This window comes from Segetibacter koreensis DSM 18137 (assembly GCF_000374045.1).
Lineage (GTDB): Bacteria > Bacteroidota > Bacteroidia > Chitinophagales > Chitinophagaceae > Segetibacter > Segetibacter koreensis.
The window spans coordinates 61,544-81,883 of record NZ_KB893381.1 but is presented as its reverse complement, the minus strand read 5'-3'; the positions used below and the strand labels follow the sequence as shown (position 1 = coordinate 81,883).

Here is a 20,340-nt window from a genome sequence, read left to right as displayed (position 1 = left end):
AATTGAATATTCCCAGGTTAAAAAGCAGGATCTAAACGTCCGGGTGGAAGTAAAACTTCTTCAACATTTACGGGTTCAATATGTAAAGTGGCGCACCAGTTTATAAACTTGTTATATACTTCATCGAGCAATTGCTTTTGCTTGGCCGTTAATTCTTTAGCATAAGCCCTGCTTATTAACCTGATTGGTAAACCTCTTCTTCTTAAGAAATATTTGGCACTCATCGGATAAGCATCATGAATTAATTCATCCACTGGGGTCAATTCTTCCTGCAGCCAGTGAACTTTCGATGTTTTATCGTGATTGGTAGCGTTATTACAAAGCCAGGCAACTAATTCAGGAAAAAAGATTCCGGAAATAGAAGATATTCCTTTTGCTCCACAATTGAGGGATTGCAAAGCATTTGGAGTATAAGATTCGAAAATTTGTAATGATGGAAATTCTTTTGCTATTTCAAGTTTTGCTTTCATAACATCCGGATCTACCGTCGCATCTTTGTGATAAAATATCCTGTCAGTTGCAAGCAGCTTTTTAAATACATCTGCTTTTAATATACGTTTGTAAGGAACAGGACACTCATACAATCCCATGGGTATGTTGTCAGTTAATCTAAGCATCTTTTCGAAGTTCTGTAATAGAACATTATCACTCTCATCTGCATTGGCATAATGACTTGTTATTAAAATAACCGCATCAACACCAATAGCGTAAATTTTCCTGGTAAATTCCGCTTTGTCAAAAATAGTTAAACCAAAGGAGCCTGTTGCTAAAACAGGAACACGTCCTTTAACCCTATGTACAATATATTTTGCAAGTTCCAGCCTTTCGTCCTCACTTAAGCTATACATTTCGCTGCTAAAACAATTTGCAAAAAAACCTTTAGCGCCTGCAGCGAGGTAAAAATCAATCAGGCGACCTAACACATCATAATCAACTTTTGCTTTCAAGTCAAAAGGAGTTAATAGAACAGGAAACAATTTATTTTCGTTAGTATTCATAATGCTGTTATTTATAAGTCGGCGACATTTTGCTTTGGAATTCTGAAGAAATATTTATTAAACCTTGTAATCAAAATTAAAAGGTTTTTCCCTTAACCATTACAAATTAATTGAATGGCAGCTATAATACTTTTCAAGGGCAATTAGCAATAAGAGGATAAAATGAAAGCTGGTGTTTAACAATAAAAAAGCAAGCCGTGAAAAGTAGATAGGCTGGAAAATGAAAAGCTTTAGGATAAACTGCGCGTTAAATTTATATGCGATATCATTTTTTGAAACAGTAGTTAAGGCCAAACTTCTAATTGAAGATCTTTTTGTAATAATAAGCCCTTACAGTAAAGAGCATCTATTTGGTTCTTAACATCTGAGGTAAATGTTTTGCCTGGTGCACGTACCGTTGTTGAAATGTTTATAACTTGTTTTTGTAGACAATACTTAGCTGAAATAGGATAAACGTTATGCATAATATCCATGTTTCCAACAAAGAAATCCATCACTTTGTCTACTTCCGTATCCAGTTCATCGTTGTCATAATTCTTGCATAACCAGCTAATAAGCTCAGGAAAATAATTGCCCTGGATGCAGGAAAGGCCTGCTGCACCTGCTTTTAAAGACTCCACAGCGTTAACCATATACGCGTCATACAGTCCAAAGTCGTGTCCGAAACCGGCCCTGATTTTGGCTTTAACCTGGCTTAAATCAAGACAGGTGTCCTTTAGGTATTTTACCCTGCCAGTGTCTATAAATAGTTTTAATTGATCGGGAGATAGCAGCCTCTTATATGGTACAGGACATTCATACAAGCCGACAGGAATATTAGCTGTAAGGTTCAGTAATTGAAATACACGTTGGTTAAAAACATCCTCTCCCTCGTGTTGTGTCGCCATAAGCCCTGTTATAATAATTACAGCCTGCGTACCCACGTCATTCATGCGCTTAATAAATTCTGCTTGCTCATTTATTGAACCTTCAAAAGTTCCTGTAGCTACTACCGGAACAGAACCATTCGCTACTTTCACAACATGTTTTACCACCTGCAATCTTTCTACTTCAGTTAATTCATACATTTCGCTCGAAAGGCAATTGGCAAATAATCCTTGCGCTCCCGATTTCAAATAGTATTCTGTCAACTGTGTTAAACAATCATAATCAACTTCACCACTCACCTTAAAAGGAGTAAGCATTACAGGAACAAACTTTGTATTCATAGAAACATTCATTTGTAAAAAAATAAGACCGGTGTTTAGTTATAATACTTATGAAAAATAGGGTTAGATTATACCTCAACTAATTCGAATCTTTTTTTAAAATTTCTTTTGCTATATGTAAGTGCAAGCCCTACTAAAAAAATGGTAAGTGTTCCAATTACAATAACCATGTTTTTATGTAGAGGATTTTTTAAAAAATAATATTTCTCAGGTAAATAGGTGGAGAATGTCATCCACAATATAACAACGATGCCAATTATAGTTGCAGTAAGCGCTTCATGATTTTTTGTTTGACGGCTTATAATGCCTAAAAGAAAGAGACCAAGCATGCCGCCTGCAAATATTCCCGACAACTCCCACCAGGCATCCAATAGACTTTTTACGCCAATCATGGCAATACCGGTGCCCATTCCTAACAATCCAAACGCTACCGTTCCAATATAAAGAACCTGTAAATTCTTTTTTTCTGAAAGTTCTGGTTTAAAATACCTTTTATAAATATCAACGGTAAACACAGTGGCAGAAGCATTCATGCCGGAACTTATTGTACTCATGGCTGCTGATAAGATCGCAGAAATAACGAGACCGAGTATTCCTGCAGGCATTTTAGTAACCATGAAATGTGGCATTACTTTATCCCCATAATCCTCCGGTTTTAAAGTAGAGGCGAGTTGGCTAATTTGATGAGAAGAAGCCAGGGAACCAAGCTTTTCACCTGCAACCTGCTGCCGTACAATTTCGATATCCTGAGGATGAACCTGGTAATACGAATAGAGTGATGAGCCAATTATAAAAAACAAGAGTGAAGCAGGAACATACATAGCAACACATAACCAAAGTGATTTTGAAGCCTCTTTTGAAGAAGTGGCGGTATGGTATCTTTGTATATAATTCTGATCCATACCAAAATTATTGAGGTTGATAAAGAACCCGTAAAAGAGAACTACCCAAAAAGTCGATTCGACAAAATTGGGAGAAAAAGCTCCTAAACTAAATTTGTCATCGTGATTGCCTGTTTCCAATACTTTTGATATTCCTCCTGGCATGTCGTTGATAATTAAATAAAGGATAACAAAAGCTCCCAGGGTTTTTATTACTCCCTGTATCACTTCCGTCCATATCACAGCCTCCATACCCCCTAAGACGGTATAAAGAATAATACATATTCCCATTACAATCATAATCGTTGACATTGGGTAGCCTACAAGCGCCTGTAGGCTTAAAGCTATTCCAAAAAATATTGAACCCATTCTTGCAAGCTGAGTCAGCAGAAAGCATATAACCGTATAGGTACGCGCCCATGAGCCGAACCGGTGTTCAAGATGGGTATAGGCAGATATTTCACCTGTTTTACGGTAAAATGGCACAAAATATTTAGAAGCGATCCAGGCAGCAAAAGGCATAGAAATACTAAAAACAAAAGCATTCCAGTTGCTTCCAAACGCTTTGCCCGGAACCCCCAGAAAAGTATTACTACTTAAAAAAGTAGCGTAAATTGACAATCCTATAGCCCACCCGGGAATAGAACCTGAAGCTTTGGTATATTGAGCAGAACTCTTATTCTTTCGCGAAAAATAAAGACCCACTATCACCATTGCCAATAAGTAAATGATAATGATGGATAGATCTATAATCGGAAGTCTTTTCATTGGCAGGTTCAAAAGGTGAAAATTGTGAGATCACTTTTATTTTAAGAGGCGAAACCTAAGATATCAATAAATCAAAAAACAACAGTGAAAACTTTTATTCCCGGTAAAAGTCTTAGCGCTGACCACGGGATTCAAGAACAACATGCTTCACATTCTTCCTATCGTAAGTATAGGTAATGTGCACTTTTCCATCTTTTGTTTCAATGACAGCCGGGTAGCTATATTCTTCCTTTGTGCCATTTTCCAAAATAGCTACGTCGGTCCAATCTTTACCATTTTTTGAAACGGCGACATTCAGCTTTGCCCGTTCGTTAAAGACCTCTTTGCTTTTCGTTGGGTTATAAACTAAAAGTTGCCACCCGTTCTTTAAAGTAACTGCATCGATGCCTGAATTTGGATTTGGAAGATCTGTTTTGGATAAAGTTCCCCATGTGTTCCCATTGTCTTCAGAGTAAGCTTCGATAATTTTATCATTCTTGCTTCTGCAAACTATTTGTAGCCTCTTGCCAGGATGAAATAATATACTAGGCTGAATGACATCAAACGCTGTATTAGGATCAACAGGTATCGATTGCCACGTTGCACCCAGGTCAGTTGATTTTTCTATATGCACTTTCCAGCTTTCTCTTGTTTCTGTACTTGACGGAGCCAGAATAGTTCCATCAGATAGTTGGACAGGTTTATTTTTAATAGGTCCTAAGATTCCATCAGGTAATTTTTGAGGAGCAGTCCATGTTTTTCCATCATCTGTTGAAGTTCGAACCATTCCCCACCATTCACGAGGTGAGGGTCCCACTTTATAAAATAAAAAAAGTTTACCTTCTTTTGCCTTAAATAAAACCGGATTCCATGAGGGGTAGCGAAGTGTATCGTTAATCACTCCGTCTGCAATTAATACCGGAACATTCCACTTTCCTTTTTCCTCTACTGAAAGCCATATACTAACATCCTTATGACCTTCACCAGTACCTGCAAAGTATGCTACCATTCGTTTTCCTGGCTTAACCTCCACAATGGTGGATGCATGGCATTGGGCAAAAGGCGGGTTATTAAAAATTAATTCTTCCTTAGCAATTCGCCATGAGTTTTGTCCCCTGCAGGTAAATGATAAAAAGAATAATCCAATAAATAATGTTTTGAATGATCTCATAAGTATTTTAATTGTGTTGTAAGTAAATGCATTTTATTATATAAACTTAATAACAGCGGTACTCTAACAATAAAAAATTGCATTAAACCAGTCTATAATTATCCGGTCTATAAAGATGGTTTTTAGCATGTCCAAATGAAAATGGATTGTAGCCGGATTTCAATCCGGCTTTTTGTTGATCTTCCCGCCTGCTATGGCCTCTTTTCGTAAGGGTGTTGAAGTTAATCTAACAACTTTCATATCTTGACTGCTTCGTAACCTTTCTTCGGAACCCATTGTGTTTTTTCTTGTTCAGCAGCATGAAACGGCACGGTTAAAGTATCTGCCATTAATACTTTAGAGTCTATGGGTGCCGTAGATAATGCAAACCTGCAATCAATAGCCGCAGAAGTCAGTGGCAAATTAAGAGCGGTAATAGAGCGGCTACACATTCATCCGTCCTGCTGAAAAAGAAATGGGATGATAAAAAAACCTGTAAATATATGATAATCAAATAAGTACAAGGTTTATTAAGTGCGCAGGACTAGAATCTTAAGATGTTGATTTTTATTATTTTTCAACCTTGTTTGTCTTTTTTTAGTCAGCAGGCAGTTCGAATCCTAGCTGATGTTTAAATGAAGGAGTTGCAGGCTTTTGATTTGCTTTAGTAACAAGCTTATAAATAAATTAAGTAAGTAAAAATCGACTCAATCTTATAAATATTTCTATCAATGAATTATGAGTTTGCAAGGTATTTTGATATTTTTTGGATCTTCATTTAAGTTCCTATTTACTTCGTTTATAATTTGAAAAAGTAAAATTGCGCCTTGTTTACCAACTTCGTAGAAATTTTCTTCAATTGAAGCGACTGGCTTATTTTCCAAATAGTCAAATAATGGGAGGTTGCCAAAGTCTGTAAAATCTATCAAATCTAACTTGTCCGGATATTTACATTTTATAAACTCAATAGCATCTAACGTAATATAATTTTTGAAAGTGAAAATTGCTGTTGGAGCAGCTTTTAATTCCATTAACTCCTGCATCGCTCTTTCTGTATCTCTTTTGGTAAAATCAACCACTTTTACTAGCTCCATATCTAAAGGGATCATGTTTTTTTTAAGTGCTTGTTTATATCCCCGTAAGCGGAACTGTGAAATGTGTCAACGTCTGGTCCCATTATATGAGCTATCCTGCGGTGCCCTTTTTTAATTAAAAAATCTGTTGCTTTAAAAGCTCCTTCCTCGTTATCTATTGAAACGCAATTAAAAGAATGATTTTGAGGTTCTCTGACAATACACATAACAGGAATACCGACAGTTTTAAATTTTTCAAAGAATGCCATGTCTACCGTGCTTTTAGTGACGACAACTATCAAACCATCTACACGATTCTTTATCATAACATTTGCTATGTTTTCTTCCTTTACAACATCCTCATGTGTTTGAGACACAATAATGTTATATTTTTCTTTTTCAGCAATCTCTTCAACACCATTTTATAGCAGGTACAAAAAATTGATCAAGCAGGTCGGGCAATATCAACCCTATTGTCAGGCTTTTATTCAATTTAAAATTTCGGGCAGATTTGTTGGGGATATAACCCACTCTTTTGCAAGGTTACTTACTCTTTCTTTTGTCAAAATACTTATTGAAATATCATTATTAAGAGCTTTTGATACCGTTGATATGGACATATTTAACCTTCTCGCAAGATCTTTTAAGGTTATACCTTTTTTCATTACTATCATTTCTTTTTCTCCCTTAAAAGAACTTGTTATTGAAAATAATACGAAGCAGAAGAATCTAATATATTAAAATAAATATTAGTAATTTTTAAAAGAACTAAAGCGGTAATAAAGAAATATTTACTGCTAATATAAGTGGCTATAGTAAAAAAATAACGATGTTTCTATAGTTTTTTAATTATTTCAAACGTTTGTAGTAACAATTTCAAACGTTGTAATAATCATTTTACCTATCGTGATCTTGCAACTCTAAAATTTAACCATAATTTAGCTGAAGAGTGGTGGCGGGATATGGAACACAAAAAAAGTAAACCTAACCAGAGCCGTTTCTACTATAAAAGAATCTTCTAAATTAGCTGTTTCGAGAAGGAGAAATGATATCTGTGTAAACTACAAGAAACGAGGCAAATCACGCATATAGAGCTTTTGCTATTATGTTAGTGATTATAATAAAATTAGAGCATGCAAAAAAAACACGTGTATTTATGTCGGCATTATTTACTAATAGTCTTAGTGGTTTTGTTATTACCTATGGCAATAGCTTGTAACAATAAGCCCGCTTCTCCGTTTAGTAAATCTGCCGAGAATTCTTTATCAACTTTCGAATTAGAACCAGGATTTAAAATTGAGTTGGTGGCAAGTGAACCGCTGATCAGCGATCCTGTTGCTATGACTATAGATGAGTTGGGTAGAATGTACGTAGTTGAAATGCAGGGGATGCCGCTGGATAAATCGGGAAAGGGAAAGGTAATATTATTAACTGATACAAATGGTGATGCGAAGATGGACAAAAGTTCAGTTTTTGCGGATTCACTGATTCTCCCCAGCGGTATCATGCGTTGGAAGAAAGGAGTAATAGTTACCGATCCTCCAAATGTTTACTACATGGAGGATAAAGACGGAGACGGCAAAGCTGACTTTAAACAAACAATGCTGACCGGTTTTGATACATCCAATCTTGAAGCAAATGTCAACAACCCCCTTTATGGCTTGGACAATTGGATTTATCTCGCCAATTTGCCTGTCATAAAAGAAACCAATATTCATTATCCTGATGATACTTCCCGACGACTGCCAGAAACATCGGTACGGTTTCGGCCAGAACAGAAAAAGTTAGAGTCGTTATCAGGAAAAACACAGTTCGGACACACATTTGATGCATGGGGAAATCATTTCATGGTAAATAACAGTAAACACATTTACCATGAAGTAGTCGCCGACAGGTATCTTCAACGTAACCCCGATTTGATTATTTCTGATGCTACAAAAACACTGGCTAACCACTCTGAAGTATTTCCTATAACTAAAAATCCTGAATATCAGATGTTGACAGATGTAGGAGTATTTACATCAGCTTGCGGTCTTACTGCTTATCTGGGCGGCGCTTTCCCGGAAAAATATAATGAGAATGTAACCTTTGTTGCAGAGCCTGTAAGTAATGTACTTCATGTTGATCGTTTAGAGTCTGATGGGGTAACCTTTAAGGCAAACCGCATTCTTGAGCATAAAGAGTTTCTTGCATCCACCGACCCTTACTGCCGTTTGGTAAATACATACATCGGTCCCGATGGCGCGCTTTATGTTGTAGATTTTTACAGGCAGGTGATAGAAGGGCCTGAGTTTATGTCGGAAGAAGTGCTTAAAAATGTCAATTTATACAATGGAACCGGAACCGGGCGAATTTATCGGATCAGTGCTTCAAATGCTGGTTCTGCAGACTGGACTAAAGGCGTGCACCTCGACCAGGCAACGGAGGAACAACTGGTAGAAAAGCTAAACGATAAAAATATATGGTGGAGGAACAACGCACAAAGATTGCTTGTTGATCGAAACTCAGATAATGCAACAGTCCCATTAATCAAAATGGCCCAAAACTCAAAGGCTGCAATGGGACGATTACATGCGTTATGGACATTGGAAGGAATGGGTAAATTAACTTCAGATTTGATCATTCAGGTATTAAAAGATCCTTTGCCTGGCATAAGAACTAACGCAATTCAATTAGCCGAGTTACACTTAGACGGCGACAAAAACCTGGTTTCGCCACTGCTGGCAATGAAAAATGATCTGGATGCAAAAGTCAGATACCAGTTGCTTTGTACATTAGGTTCCATCAATACGCTTGAAGCGGATAGGGTAAGGCAGGAACTTCTTTTTAAAGATATTAATGATAAATGGGTACAAATTGCAGCGCTAAGTGCAACTTCGGCTCAATCTGTTTCTCTGCTAAATGCAGTGCTTTCCAGGCTCGATCCATCAGTTCCTGCACATGCATCTTTAGTTAACCTGTTAAGCGGTATAATTGGGAAAAGCCAGGAAGCATCTGTAATTCAGCAATTAATTCAAAAGGCTACTACGGCAAAAAATGAGCTAAATTCGTGGCAGCCTGCACTTGTTGATGGTTTAGCCCAAGGGCTTGGGTATAGAAAATCTATACCAGTTGAATTAGGTACACAACGACCTTTGATCATCAACACAATTTTGGCCGATTCTGCAAATTCAGACTTAAAAGCTTCTCTTTTGCATATTTTAAAAGTAATTGGTCTTTCAAATGGATCTCAAACTTCAGCCGCCATGGCCAAAGCTGAAAAATTAGCCGGCAATGAGAGCGTAACTCCAGATAAGCGGGTAGTAGCTATCGATTTTCTGGCACTGGGAAATCCAAAGCAATACGATCAATTTCTAAAAAAGTTAATCACTCCAAGTAATCCTTTACCTGTTCAAATTGCGGCTTTAAGAACGCTCAGTGTTATACCAGGCGCAGACGTCAGTAAGTATTTGCTACAACAGTGGGAGACATTGACACCCGAATTACGGACAAGTGCAATTAATACTTTTATTGCAACCGATGAAAGGATTAAATTACTTCTTGATGCAATCGAAGCCGGAAAGGTCAACCGCGGGGCTATTAACTGGGGTCAAAGTGTTGCGCTTAGGTCACATGGAGAATATATGGATCGTGCAAGACGACTATTAACCGAGAAGGGAGACAATCGAAAAGACGTTATCGCACAATATCAGGATGCTGTGCAATTAAAAGGAGATCCGGCACAGGGAAGATCACTTTTTCAAAATAATTGCGGTATCTGTCACCAGGTTGCGGGAAAGATAGGCAGAGCCTTTGGACCAGACCTCGGTACCGTTCACGCGTGGTCCTCTGCAGATATCATGACTAACATTTTAGATCCAAACAGATCTATTGCTAACGGTTTTGATATGTGGAATGTTAAACTTACCAACGGAAGGACCGTTCAAGGAGTTATTTCAACGGAAACTCCCACAGCTATAACCTTAAGCAACACCAGCGGAGAAGTAACCAATATTGCGCGGCAAGACATTGTTTCATTAATAGCTCTTGGAATGTCGGCTATGCCAAATGATTTTGAAAAGAAAATTAATAAACAACAAATGGCAGATATTCTTGCTTTTTTACATAAAGGGGAGTAAACTATTAGCAATAAAACAGTTAAAAAGCAAAAAGGTTATTAAATGTTTCGCTTCATTACCAGTAAAATTAATAAATGAAAACAGGTCATTTTACCCGGAGGCGTTTGATTGCTTCACTGGCAATGGGTTCTTTTGTTTTTTCAGTTTCAGATCCTTTCTCATCTTTTGCAAAGGAAATTAGGAAAGGTAAAACTTCTAACAGATCTGATTTGCTTTCTTATGTTGATGCAAGTGGTGAAAAAAAGGCGGTTACAACTTTAAGAGAATGGGAAATAAAAAGACAACAGATACTTGATGGAATGCAAAAGGCAATGGGTAAACTTCCAGGCCTTACTGGGCTGCCTGCCTTCAATATAGAAATCATTGAAAAGGTTAAAGAAGCTGATTACACTCGTTTAACATTGCGCTTTACAGCAGCAGAAAAAGAAAAAGTTCCGGCCTATTTATATATACCCGAGAAGAAAAGCAAAAAGAAAAGATATCCTGCTATGCTTGCACTGCATGAAACGGATGAGATAGGAAAAATGAGCGTAGATGGCAAAGGACACAATCCCAACCTTGCTTATGCAAAAGAGCTGGCTCAGCGAGGATATGTTGTTATCGCACCTGACTATCCCGGATTTGGGGATTTGAAAGGCTATGATTTTACCAATGATACTTACGAATCAGGCACGATGAAAAGTATCTTCGATAATATACGTTGTATAGATTTCCTGCAGTCGAGAGAAGATGTTGATCCAGATCGCATAGGAGTCATCGGCCATTCCCTAGGTGGTCACAATGCTTTGTTTACAGCTGCTTTTGACACAAGATTAAAAGTGATTATATCGAGTTGTGGCTGGACCATTATGGATTTTTACAATGCAGGTGAAGATGTTACTAAAAGGTATGGAGGACGATTAGGTCCCTGGGCACAAGACCGTTACATGCCATTGTTGCGTGAGAAATATAAATTAGATCCCAAAAAAATTCCTTTCGATTTTAGTGACGTCATAGCTGCACTTGCACCACGCGCATTTTTTTCAAATTCTCCTGTAAATGATGGCAATTTTGCTGTAGCGGGAGTTAGAAAAGGAATTGAAGATGTGTCAGAAGTATATCGTTTTTTAGGGGCGGAAGATAAATTGGAATTGCGTTATCCTAACTCTCAACACGATTTTCCGACCGAAGTTCGTGAAGAAGCTTATTGTTTTATTAATAAAATATTCGGCGTTGCTCATACTTAAAATAGTATAACTAAATTTCTTTAACTAAACCCGGTTTATCGTGTCAATATCAAAAAAAACTTACTCTCGCAGAAAATTTATCGCCAATACAAGCTGTCTTGTTCTTGGGGCAACTTTAAAGGTGAAAGGTGCCGAAATGCCGGAAGTAAAGAAGGAACCCATTATAGATATCCACCAGCACATTCATTATCACGAGCGTACGGATGAGCAAATGCTTTTTCATCAAATGGAGATGGGCATAGCCACCAGTATTCTCTTGCCTGCAGGAAGGCCGGTAAATTCAGCATCAACACATAACGGCATTTCAAATGGATTGCAGGCAGAAGCCGGTGAAAATGCAGAATGTTATTTATTTGCCCAAAAACATTCAAAAGAGTTTCTTTTTGGAGCCAACAATGTGCCTGACCTACCCGATGCAATACCTGAAATTGAAAAATATTTAAAGTTAGGAGCAGTGGTAATAGGTGAGTTGAAGTTTGGGATAGAATGCGATTCTACAGAAATGCAAAAGATTTATCAGTTGGCGCAGGCTTACAAAGTGCCTGTACTGATGCACTGGCAATACCAGATGTATAATTATGGATTTGAGCGTTTCTATAAAATGCTTGAAAAATATCCGAGAGTAAATTTTATCGGACATGCCCAAACATGGCATGCAAACCTAGACAAAGAACATAAAGATCAGTCGGTGTTATATCCAAAGGGCGCTATTGCAAAGGGTGGACTAACAGAAGCGTATCTTAGTAATTACCCGAACATGTTTGGTGATTTGTCAGCAGGTTCGGGGCTTAACGCTCTTACACGAGATGAAGCTTTTACCCGCGATTATTTAAATCGGCATCAAAATAAACTTCTTTTTGGAAGCGATTGTGCAGACATGGCAGGAAAGGGAAAAGATTGTGATGGATCCCAAATCATAGAGGCAGTTCGCAGATTGGCACCAACAAAAGAAGTGGAGCGTAAATTATTGTATGAAAATGCAAAAAAGCTATTCAGGCTTTAACATCATCGTCTTGATAATCCGGTAATTAAAACCGATACCAGTATATATGATCAAAGAAAAAACAAAATTGTTTAGAAAAAAGGTTTTGATTAATAGCGCAAAAATTTTAATAGGATTTGCAATATTAAGCGTTGGATGTGAATCCAAATCGCATTACGATGGTCCGCTTTCGCCGGAAGAGTCTGTAAAAACTTTTGAGTTTGCGGAAGATCTTAAGGCGGAAATTTTTGCCACAGAACCTAATGTCATTGATCCTGTAGCAATGGAATTTGATGAGCAGGGAAATGCTTATGTGGTGGGAATGCTGGATGCCTATAAACCAGATTCGGTAAAAGGAAAAGGGCGGATTGTGATGTTAAAAGATTTAAATGGAGACGGACGAGCCGACACCTCAATCGTTTTTGCAGATAGTTTGAGAGAAGCAACAAGCATATTGCCATGGCAAGGCGGATTGATAGTAACCGCTGCACCTAATATTTTGTATTTTAAAGATACTGATGGCGACGGACGTGCAGATTCCAAGGAAGTGCTTTTTACAGGGTTCTTTAATAAAAATGAAGAGGCTCAAATTTCAAATCTTCGCTTTGGTATTGATAATTGGATTTATGCAAATAACAATGGCCAGGCAGGAGAAATAACTTTTAACAGAGTGCCTGGTGCACGAAAGCTTTTAATGCAGGGGGCCGACTTTAGGTTCCGTCTCGATAGAAATCAATTTGAACTTACAACAGGTACAGGACAATATGGATTAGCATTAGACGATTGGGGGCATCGTTTTTTTACACAAAATTCGCTTCACATTCAGCAGGCTGTTATTCCCCGGCGTTACCTTGAACGCAATCCTTTCCTTCCCGCTTCTGCAAAAAAAGCAATTGTAAATATTTCCGATCACGATCCTTTAATGTTTCAAAAAACCCCTGCCCCGTACTGGCGGGCAGAACGTACAAACCGAAGAAATAAGCAGTTCAAGGAAAATCATTTAGACAGGGTAGAATATGAAAAGGATCATTTTACTGCAGCAACGGGCGCAACTTTATACGATGGAGATGCACTTCCAAAAGAATATTATAGTAATGTTTTTACCGGCGATGGGTCCGGCAGTTTGGTTCACAGAGACATTCTTTCAAATAGCGACACTGCGCCGTTTTTCGTAGCACGCAGGCCCGAGCAAGAGAAAAACAAAGAGTTTTTAGCTTCTACTGATACGTGGGTTCGTCCTGTAAATTTTACAGTTGGCCCCAACGGAGATTTTTATATGATTGATATGTATAGACAACATATTGAAACTCCTATGTCTATTCCTGAAGATTTACAAGTGGGTATGGACTTTAATGCCGGAAACAGATATGGAAGAATTTACAGGATTGTTCCTAAAAATGCTCCTGCATATAAAAAAGTTTCTGTCGATCTTAGAAGTACCAAATCATCCGATCTGGTTGCATCACTTTCTCATCAAAACCGTTGGTGGCGTTTGCAGGCGCAAAGGCTCCTTTTAGAGCGCCAGGATAAAACTGTAATTCCTGCTGTTCGCGATTTATTTAATAAAAGTGAAGATCCGCGTTTCAGGCTTCATGCCATTTATGTTTTGGAAGGGATGAATGCATTAGATGCTGAAATTGTAAAAAAGGCAATGAAAGATCCATCTGCCGGGGTGCGGGAAAATGCAGCAATGTTGTCTGAGCGTTATCCTCAGTGTTTGCCCCAACTTAAAGAAATGACTACTGACTCTTCAATTCGAGTAGCTTTCCAGGCAACGTTAAGTCTTGGTGAGTTTAATGAGCAATCAGTAACTGCGGTATTGGCAAATGTTTTAGAAAAGCACGGCCAAAGCGCATGGTTTAGAACAGCAGTTTTAAGTTCTTCAGCAGGGGCATCAGTTGACTTATTGAAAAATTTATCTCAAAAAAGTTCATTTTTTAATTCGACTGCCCCCTGGAAATTTCAGTTTCTTAACGACTTTGCTACGGTTGTAGGCGCAAGAAATCAAAAAGCACAAATAATTGCTTTATTAGAAACAATATCTCAATCTGCAAAAGCCAAAAGTTGGCAGCCAACTGTTGTAAAAGGCTTAACTACAGGTCTTGAAGTATCAAAAGGATCAGATGCATCAGTAAAAGAAAGCCTGAAGAATATTGAAGCAGAGGTAGATGTTAACACTGCAAAAGCAGTGCAGGACTTAAAAGCAGTTTTATTATAATTAGCCCAAACGAAACGTTTTAGATGAGAAACAAGGAATATTCACGAAGAAAATTTATAAGTAAGTGTATAGGTAGCAGTAGCATTTTTATGGCGGGCGGCGCACTGATTTTTAGCAGTTGCGATTCAAATAAATCGAATCCAGCAGATAAAAAACAGACATCAGCAACTAACTTTTGCGACGATCTTTCCAATGTAAGTAAAAGTGAATTGGAGAAGCGTAAGACGTTTGCTTATGTCGACAGGTCTCCTTTACCCGATCGTTCTTGTGGTAATTGTGCTTTATTTGTTCCAAAAACTGACAATCAATCTTGTGGAGAATGTATGTTATTTAAGGGTCCGGTCCGGGCTGCCGGACATTGTATTCAGTGGGCATCTAAAGAGCAACCTTAAATAGTTGTATAAGATTTTTATAGTATGGTGTCATGTGTAGGTTGTAATAGTTATCACTTTGATACATTTTTTAAATACGAAATAAGACAGTATAAGTACCTGAAATGAAACATTTGCAAACCTTTTTTACCCTTGCTTTATTTACTACCATCGTTTATGCGCAACCCAAAAATTATAAAGGATGGAAAGCTGGCGTTAGCCGTGTAAAAATCACTCCTGAACAACCCCTTTGGATGGCGGGCTATGCTAATCGAACTCATCCATCAGAAGGAACATTGGTAGATTTGTGGGTAAAGGCTCTCGCACTTGAAGATGAAGAAGGTAAGCAGGCGGTACTTATTACAGCAGATTTAGTAGGAATTCCGAAAGCTCTTTCCGACTGTGTAAGAAATCAGCTGGAAAGTAAATATCATTTAACAAGGTCACAAATTCTTATCAATACATCTCACACTCATTCTGGTCCCGTATTAACAAATGCATTATTAGATATTTATCCTGTTAACCTGGAGCAGCAACAAAAGATTGATGAATATACCAATCAGTTAGGAGAGAAAATGGTAAGACTGGTAGGTGAAGCATTACATGCATTGCAACTTGCTGATCTTTATTCCGGAAACGGCGTTACACGATTTCAGGTAAACAGGCGCAACAATGATGAAGCAACTTTGTCCAGGCAAACTGAATTAAAAGGTCCTAACGATTATTCAGTTCCTGCAATTAAAGTCGTAAGTAAAACAGGAAAATTATTGGCTATTACTTTTGGCTATGCCTGTCATAATACTGTTTTAAGTGGCTATAAATTTTCAGGCGATTATGCAGGATTTGCACAGTTAGAGTTAGAAAAAGCCTACCCAGGTGTTACTGCAATGTTTACTCAGGGCTGTGGTGCCAATCAAAATCCTTTGCCTCGCCGGACAGTAGCATTAGCTCAACAATATGGACAGGAATTAGCAGCGGCTGTAACAAGGGTGCTTAGCGAGGATATGAAGGCATTAGCTCCTCAGCTAAAAACGGCATATGCAGAAATAAAACTGCCCCTGAATTCGCCCACGTCAAAAGCAGAGTTGTCTAAAATAGTTGAAATGAGCGGCGAAAATTATCAAAAACGATGGGCTGCGCGATTGCTGAAAAAATTAAATGCAGGAGATTCTCTCATTACCTCATATCCTTATCCGGTAGAAGTTTGGAAGCTTGGCGATCAATCTATTTTTGTTTTAAGCGGAGAAACAGTGATTGAATATGCAATACAACTGAAAAGGGTTTTTGGCGAAGATATTTTTGTTTTTGGCTATTCAAATGATGTTATGGCCTACGTTCCAACAGCAGCAATATTGCGCGAAGGAGGTTATGAAGGAGCATCATCACAAATGGTGTACGGGTTGCCGAGTACATGGGCATCAAGCATTGAAACGGATATTTTGTATGAGGCTCAGAAGTTAGCGGCAGAAGTTGGGGTGTCCCAGGCAGAGGCAAAAATCAACTAAATTAAAAAAAGGTGCTAAAATGTTGAACTAGATTTTGCATCTTAACGGTGAGAGGTAGCAGGCGCCGTTAATCATTTTCAGGATAAAATCATAAAATCAAACTTAAAATTATTGGTAATGAAATTTCAAAAAAGCTTTCGCGCCTACTGTTATTGCCTTGTTTTTATATCTGTTTTGCTTTTTAGTAAAATTTCATTGGGCCAAAAGGCGGATGCTGCTCAAACGATGGACATAGGGGTAGCTCGGGTTGACATTACTCCCGAGGGTCCGATACGTCTTGCCGGTTATGGCGCCAGACCCAAGTCGGAGTCGACCGGGGTGCTTCAGCGGCTGTCAGCTAAAGCAATTGCTTTTGGTAGCGATGCACAACATCCATCTATTCTTATTACTGTAGATCTTGTTGGGATCCCGGCACGCATCACGCAGGAATTAGTTGAGCAAATTTCAAAAAAAGCCGGAATAGAGCCCGCTCAGATTGCTATTTGTGCCTCACACACTCATGGTGGCCCCGAAGTTGGTAACCTTTTAAATATTCTTCAATACCGCGGCGAAAACTTCAGCGACTCATTGCTAAACCTGGAACAATTGGTACATATAGCAAAATATACCGAGCAACTTAGCCAGAAGCTGCAGGAAGTAACCTTTGCGGCTTTAAAAGGCAGGAAGCCGGCATTTGTTGCATGGGGACAAGGGCAAGCCGGATTTGCAGCAAATCGCCGCACAAAAGATGGTCCTGTTGATCCTTCTTTGCCTTTTATGCGGATTACAAATCCGGATGGAACATTAAGAGCAGTATTTGTTAATTATGCATGTCATGGTACCACATTAGATGGTGATGTCAATGAAGTTCACGGGGATTGGATCGGAGAAGCTCAACGTGCTATAGAGGAGCGGCATCCTGGAGTTATTGCTATGATTGCCCTTGGTTGTGGTGCTGATGCCAATCCTCAACCGCGAGGTAACATGGAAGATGTACAGCAGCATGGAAAAGAGATAGCTGATAACGTAGATAAATTACTAAAGGCACAGCTTCAGATACTTTCAGAGCCCCCCGCCGGCAACATGAAATGGATTAAGTTACCGTTCTCTAAAGTTCCTACTGTTCCTGAACTAATTCAATTAACACAGGATAAAACAGTTAAAGGTTACTATGCTCGTCTTGCACTTGATCGCATTCAAAGGGGGCAGGCAATTCCTTCAGAATTAAATTATCCCGTTCAGGTCTGGAACTTCGGCAACAAGTTGGCGATGGTTAATTTAGCTGGTGAAGTTGTAGTAGATTATTCTACGAGGTTGAAAAACGAATTAGGTGCCGAGCATCTTTGGATTAATGGTTACTCTAACGATGTACCGTGTTATATTGCTTCACGTCGTGTTATACAGGAAGGTGGTTACGAAGCTGAGTCAAGTATGTATTATTACGATAAACCGTCACCTTTTGCTTTGGAAGTTGAAGATATTATTGTGAAATCCGTTCATGATCTCATGCCTGCATCTTTCAAAGAAGAGAGAGACACTGTTAATGATCGAAAACTTGTAAAAGCCGGAACTGATGGAACGCTTTACCTTGACGCTGCGATGGCAGAGGCAATCGGATCTAATATCAAGTACATGCCGGAATGGAAAGCATTTGGCTGGTTTACCACTGACGATAAAACGGAATGGGATGTGGAAGTAGGAAAAAAAGGTAAATATAATGTTTATCTCGACTGGGCAGTATCTGATGCTGAAGCAGGTAAGTCATTTGTTTTTGAAGGAGGCGACAAAAAACTAAAAGGCAAGATAGGCAAAACAGGGTCATGGTTTACGTACAAAAAAGAGAAAATAGGTACAATTCAATTACCGGCAGGTCCTCATAAAATGGTATTTAGATCAAATTCAGATTCGGCAAAAGGTGCAATGCTCGATTTGCGCCGGATAGTACTTGTGCCTGTAAAATGATTTTAATAATGTGTGTTGGAAACTACTCTATGAATAATTACAACCAGGAACACTTTATCCGCACCGCGGATTCATAGCGACCTGGCGATGTCGGTTGTTTTTAAAAACAAAATGTGGGTAATGGGTGGCTGGTATAATGGACGTCTTGAAGGGACATACGGCCAGCAACGAAGTATGGTCATCAAAGGAAATGAACCGTTCGCAAACTTTTTTCTTCTGTCTTATTTGTTAACTGAATGAAATGGGCTTGGGTTAAGGATTAGTATACACATACACTTTTATTATTTTTCTTGACATTATTAATCGAACATTTTGAATTTACAAATCATTAAAACAAATAAATGACTTTCAATACACTAGATTTAGTTGTTATTATTCTTTTCTTTTCAAGCATGATTATAATAGGTGTAATTTCTTATTTTAAAAGTAAGAACTCTGAAGACTATTTTGTTGCGGGAGGAAAACTACCTTGGTGGTTAGCAGGTATTTCTCATCATGTTTCAGGACATAGTGGAGCTGTATTTGTTGCATATGCTGCAGTTGCCTATACTCATGGCTTTACTATGTATATGTGGTGGGCTTTCCCTGTTGCTATTGTCGTAATCACTACTGCAAAAATATTTCCTGTTTATTGGGTTCGTTTACGAAAGGAACTGCTTATACAATCTCCGCTTGAATACTTACATGTAAGATATAATGTATTAACACAACAGATCATAGCTTGGTCAGGTGTATTACTGAAAATTTTTGATGTGGGAGCCAAATGGGCCGCTATTGGTATTTTACTAAATGTAGTTGCCGGCGTTCCAATGACACCTGGTATCCTTGTTTCAGGTGTTGTTACTTTAATTTACGTGACGTTCGGAGGATTGTGGGGTGTAATTATAACTGACTTAATTCAATTTATTGTTCAGATACTTGGTGGTATTGTTATGTTTGTGCTGGTTGTCAAGCAGCTTGGTGGAGTAGGATCTGTTACAAGAATGTGGAGCCGTCTGCCTCCTGGTCATAGTGATTTATTTAATGATCCTTATACAGCAGGTTTTGTAGGCGTCATGTTTTTTGTTTACTTCCTAAGTTATAATGGAGGCATCTGGAGCCTGGCGACAAGATATATTTCATCACCAAATGAAAAAGAAGCATCAAAAGCAGCGCAGCTTTCCGGGATATTGTACTTAGTCTGGCCTTTAATATTATTTTTTCCGATGTGGGCTGCTCCCATTATTTTGCCAAATTTGGAAAACCCTAGTGAATCTTATGGATGGTTAATGGTAAAAATATTGCCTCAGGGAATGATAGGACTGGTGATCGCGTCCTTATTTGCCGCTACGATGGGCATGACCTCTTCAGATGTCAATACCATCGCTGCCGTCATCACCAGGGATATACTCCCTGTTGTTTCAGACAAATTTCGCAATGATAAACATTCACTTCGCACTGCCCGTATCACAACTTTTATCTTTACGCTTGCAACACTTGCTATAGCGCTAAATTACGAACGCTTTGGTGGAGTACTGGGACTTATTGTTAACTGGTTTGCGGCTTTATTGGGCCCTACAGCCCTGCCGTTATTATTAGGTTTGCTTCCCGTGTTTAAGTCCTGTGGTCCAAAAGCAGCTATCTCTTCGATTATTGGGGGGGTGATCACTTTCGTCATAACAAAAGACATGCATGTAAGTAGCCTGGCGCTGGAAGTGGGTTTGCCTACAATTGTGTCAGCAATTGTTTTTATAGGATTAGGGTTGACTGCAGAAACAGTACCTGTTAAAGTAAAAAATCTCATTGTTGCTCTTAAACAGCGAGCATAAAAGCAAATCCTTATGCAAGCTGAAATGTTATTTAAATTGATGAACCTTTAATAATAAAAATGATAAGGTAATATTTCAATTAAATAGCAAGGAGATACAAGTTGACACAGTAAT

At 38.5% G+C, this 20,340-nt stretch carries 14 protein-coding genes and 1 pseudogene; 8 read left to right on the top strand and 7 right to left on the bottom strand.

What is annotated here, in order from left to right:
- Positions 1-17 precede the first annotated feature (17 nt).
- From B154_RS29680 to B154_RS31645, 7 genes and pseudogenes are all read right to left on the bottom strand, one after another.
- A complete protein-coding gene (locus B154_RS29680) occupies positions 18-998 on the bottom strand; it encodes a dihydrodipicolinate synthase family protein (RefSeq protein WP_018616969.1) in 981 nt (326 codons plus the stop codon).
- Positions 999-1,282: 284 nt separating this feature from the next.
- Positions 1,283-2,206: a dihydrodipicolinate synthase family protein gene (locus B154_RS0124325; RefSeq protein WP_018616968.1), complete on the bottom strand. Its 924-nt coding sequence runs from the start codon at positions 2,204-2,206 to the stop codon at positions 1,283-1,285.
- A gap of 68 nt (positions 2,207-2,274) precedes the next feature.
- Positions 2,275-3,855, bottom strand: a complete 1,581-nt coding sequence (locus B154_RS0124320) for a sodium:solute symporter family protein (protein ID WP_018616967.1) — start codon at positions 3,853-3,855, stop codon at positions 2,275-2,277.
- Positions 3,856-3,967: 112 nt separating this feature from the next.
- Positions 3,968-5,005: a sialidase family protein gene (locus B154_RS0124315; RefSeq protein ID WP_018616966.1), complete on the bottom strand. Its 1,038-nt coding sequence runs from the start codon at positions 5,003-5,005 to the stop codon at positions 3,968-3,970.
- Positions 5,006-5,712: 707 nt separating this feature from the next.
- Positions 5,713-6,078, bottom strand: coding sequence for a type 1 periplasmic-binding domain-containing protein (locus B154_RS0124305; protein ID WP_245542652.1), 366 nt, complete (start codon positions 6,076-6,078; stop codon positions 5,713-5,715).
- 11 nt (positions 6,079-6,089) lie between these two features.
- Positions 6,090-6,467: pseudogene (locus B154_RS0124300) on the bottom strand (substrate-binding domain-containing protein); the annotation flags it as partial.
- Between the two features lie 78 nt (positions 6,468-6,545).
- Positions 6,546-6,722: a LacI family DNA-binding transcriptional regulator gene (locus B154_RS31645; protein ID WP_018616963.1), complete on the bottom strand. Its 177-nt coding sequence runs from the start codon at positions 6,720-6,722 to the stop codon at positions 6,546-6,548.
- Positions 6,723-7,190: 468 nt separating this feature from the next.
- On the opposite strand from B154_RS31645, the gene B154_RS0124290 reads away from it, so the two are divergent.
- The 8 genes from B154_RS0124290 (at position 7,191) to B154_RS0124250 (ending at position 20,226) form a co-directional block, all read left to right on the top strand.
- Entirely contained in the window at positions 7,191-10,175 is a 2,985-nt protein-coding gene (locus B154_RS0124290; protein ID WP_211217544.1) for a PVC-type heme-binding CxxCH protein, read from the top strand.
- A gap of 74 nt (positions 10,176-10,249) precedes the next feature.
- Positions 10,250-11,401 carry an alpha/beta hydrolase gene (locus B154_RS0124285; RefSeq protein WP_018616961.1) on the top strand — a complete coding sequence of 384 codons (1,152 nt, stop codon included), beginning with the start codon at positions 10,250-10,252 and terminating at the stop codon, positions 11,399-11,401.
- Between the two features lie 40 nt (positions 11,402-11,441).
- Positions 11,442-12,404, top strand: a complete 963-nt coding sequence (locus B154_RS0124280; RefSeq protein WP_018616960.1) for an amidohydrolase family protein — start codon at positions 11,442-11,444, stop codon at positions 12,402-12,404.
- Positions 12,405-12,450: 46 nt separating this feature from the next.
- Complete coding sequence (locus tag B154_RS0124275) at positions 12,451-14,601, top strand: PVC-type heme-binding CxxCH protein (protein WP_018616959.1); 2,151 nt, start codon at positions 12,451-12,453, stop codon at positions 14,599-14,601.
- 23 nt (positions 14,602-14,624) lie between these two features.
- Complete coding sequence (locus B154_RS31060; protein ID WP_018616958.1) at positions 14,625-14,993, top strand: high-potential iron-sulfur protein; 369 nt, start codon at positions 14,625-14,627, stop codon at positions 14,991-14,993.
- Between the two features lie 104 nt (positions 14,994-15,097).
- Positions 15,098-16,477, top strand: coding sequence for a neutral/alkaline non-lysosomal ceramidase N-terminal domain-containing protein (locus B154_RS0124265; RefSeq protein ID WP_018616957.1), 1,380 nt, complete (start codon positions 15,098-15,100; stop codon positions 16,475-16,477).
- Between the two features lie 117 nt (positions 16,478-16,594).
- Positions 16,595-18,418, top strand: coding sequence for a neutral/alkaline non-lysosomal ceramidase N-terminal domain-containing protein (locus B154_RS0124260; RefSeq protein ID WP_018616956.1), 1,824 nt, complete (start codon positions 16,595-16,597; stop codon positions 18,416-18,418).
- A 341-nt stretch (positions 18,419-18,759) separates the two neighbouring features.
- Positions 18,760-20,226 carry a sodium:solute symporter family protein gene (locus tag B154_RS0124250; protein WP_018616954.1) on the top strand — a complete coding sequence of 489 codons (1,467 nt, stop codon included), beginning with the start codon at positions 18,760-18,762 and terminating at the stop codon, positions 20,224-20,226.
- Positions 20,227-20,340 lie beyond the last annotated feature (114 nt).

Excerpts from the sequence above, each read along its gene's own strand:
- B154_RS29680 (WP_018616969.1), bottom strand. The coding sequence starts at position 998 with ATGAATACTAACGAAAATAAATTGTTTCCTGTTCTATTAACTCCTTTT.
- B154_RS0124325 (WP_018616968.1), bottom strand. The coding sequence starts at position 2,206 with ATGAATACAAAGTTTGTTCCTGTAATGCTTACTCCTTTTAAGGTGAGT.
- B154_RS0124320 (WP_018616967.1), bottom strand. The coding sequence starts at position 3,855 with ATGAAAAGACTTCCGATTATAGATCTATCCATCATTATCATTTACTTA.
- B154_RS0124315 (WP_018616966.1), bottom strand. The coding sequence starts at position 5,005 with ATGAGATCATTCAAAACATTATTTATTGGATTATTCTTTTTATCATTT.
- B154_RS0124305 (WP_245542652.1), bottom strand. The coding sequence starts at position 6,078 with ATGGAGCTAGTAAAAGTGGTTGATTTTACCAAAAGAGATACAGAAAGA.
- B154_RS31645 (WP_018616963.1), bottom strand. The coding sequence starts at position 6,722 with ATGAAAAAAGGTATAACCTTAAAAGATCTTGCGAGAAGGTTAAATATG.
- B154_RS0124290 (WP_211217544.1), top strand. The coding sequence starts at position 7,191 with ATGCAAAAAAAACACGTGTATTTATGTCGGCATTATTTACTAATAGTC.
- B154_RS0124285 (WP_018616961.1), top strand. The coding sequence starts at position 10,250 with ATGAAAACAGGTCATTTTACCCGGAGGCGTTTGATTGCTTCACTGGCA.
- B154_RS0124275 (WP_018616959.1), top strand. The coding sequence starts at position 12,451 with ATGATCAAAGAAAAAACAAAATTGTTTAGAAAAAAGGTTTTGATTAAT.
- B154_RS31060 (WP_018616958.1), top strand. The coding sequence starts at position 14,625 with ATGAGAAACAAGGAATATTCACGAAGAAAATTTATAAGTAAGTGTATA.
- B154_RS0124265 (WP_018616957.1), top strand. The coding sequence starts at position 15,098 with ATGAAACATTTGCAAACCTTTTTTACCCTTGCTTTATTTACTACCATC.
- B154_RS0124260 (WP_018616956.1), top strand. The coding sequence starts at position 16,595 with ATGAAATTTCAAAAAAGCTTTCGCGCCTACTGTTATTGCCTTGTTTTT.
- B154_RS0124250 (WP_018616954.1), top strand. The coding sequence starts at position 18,760 with ATGACTTTCAATACACTAGATTTAGTTGTTATTATTCTTTTCTTTTCA.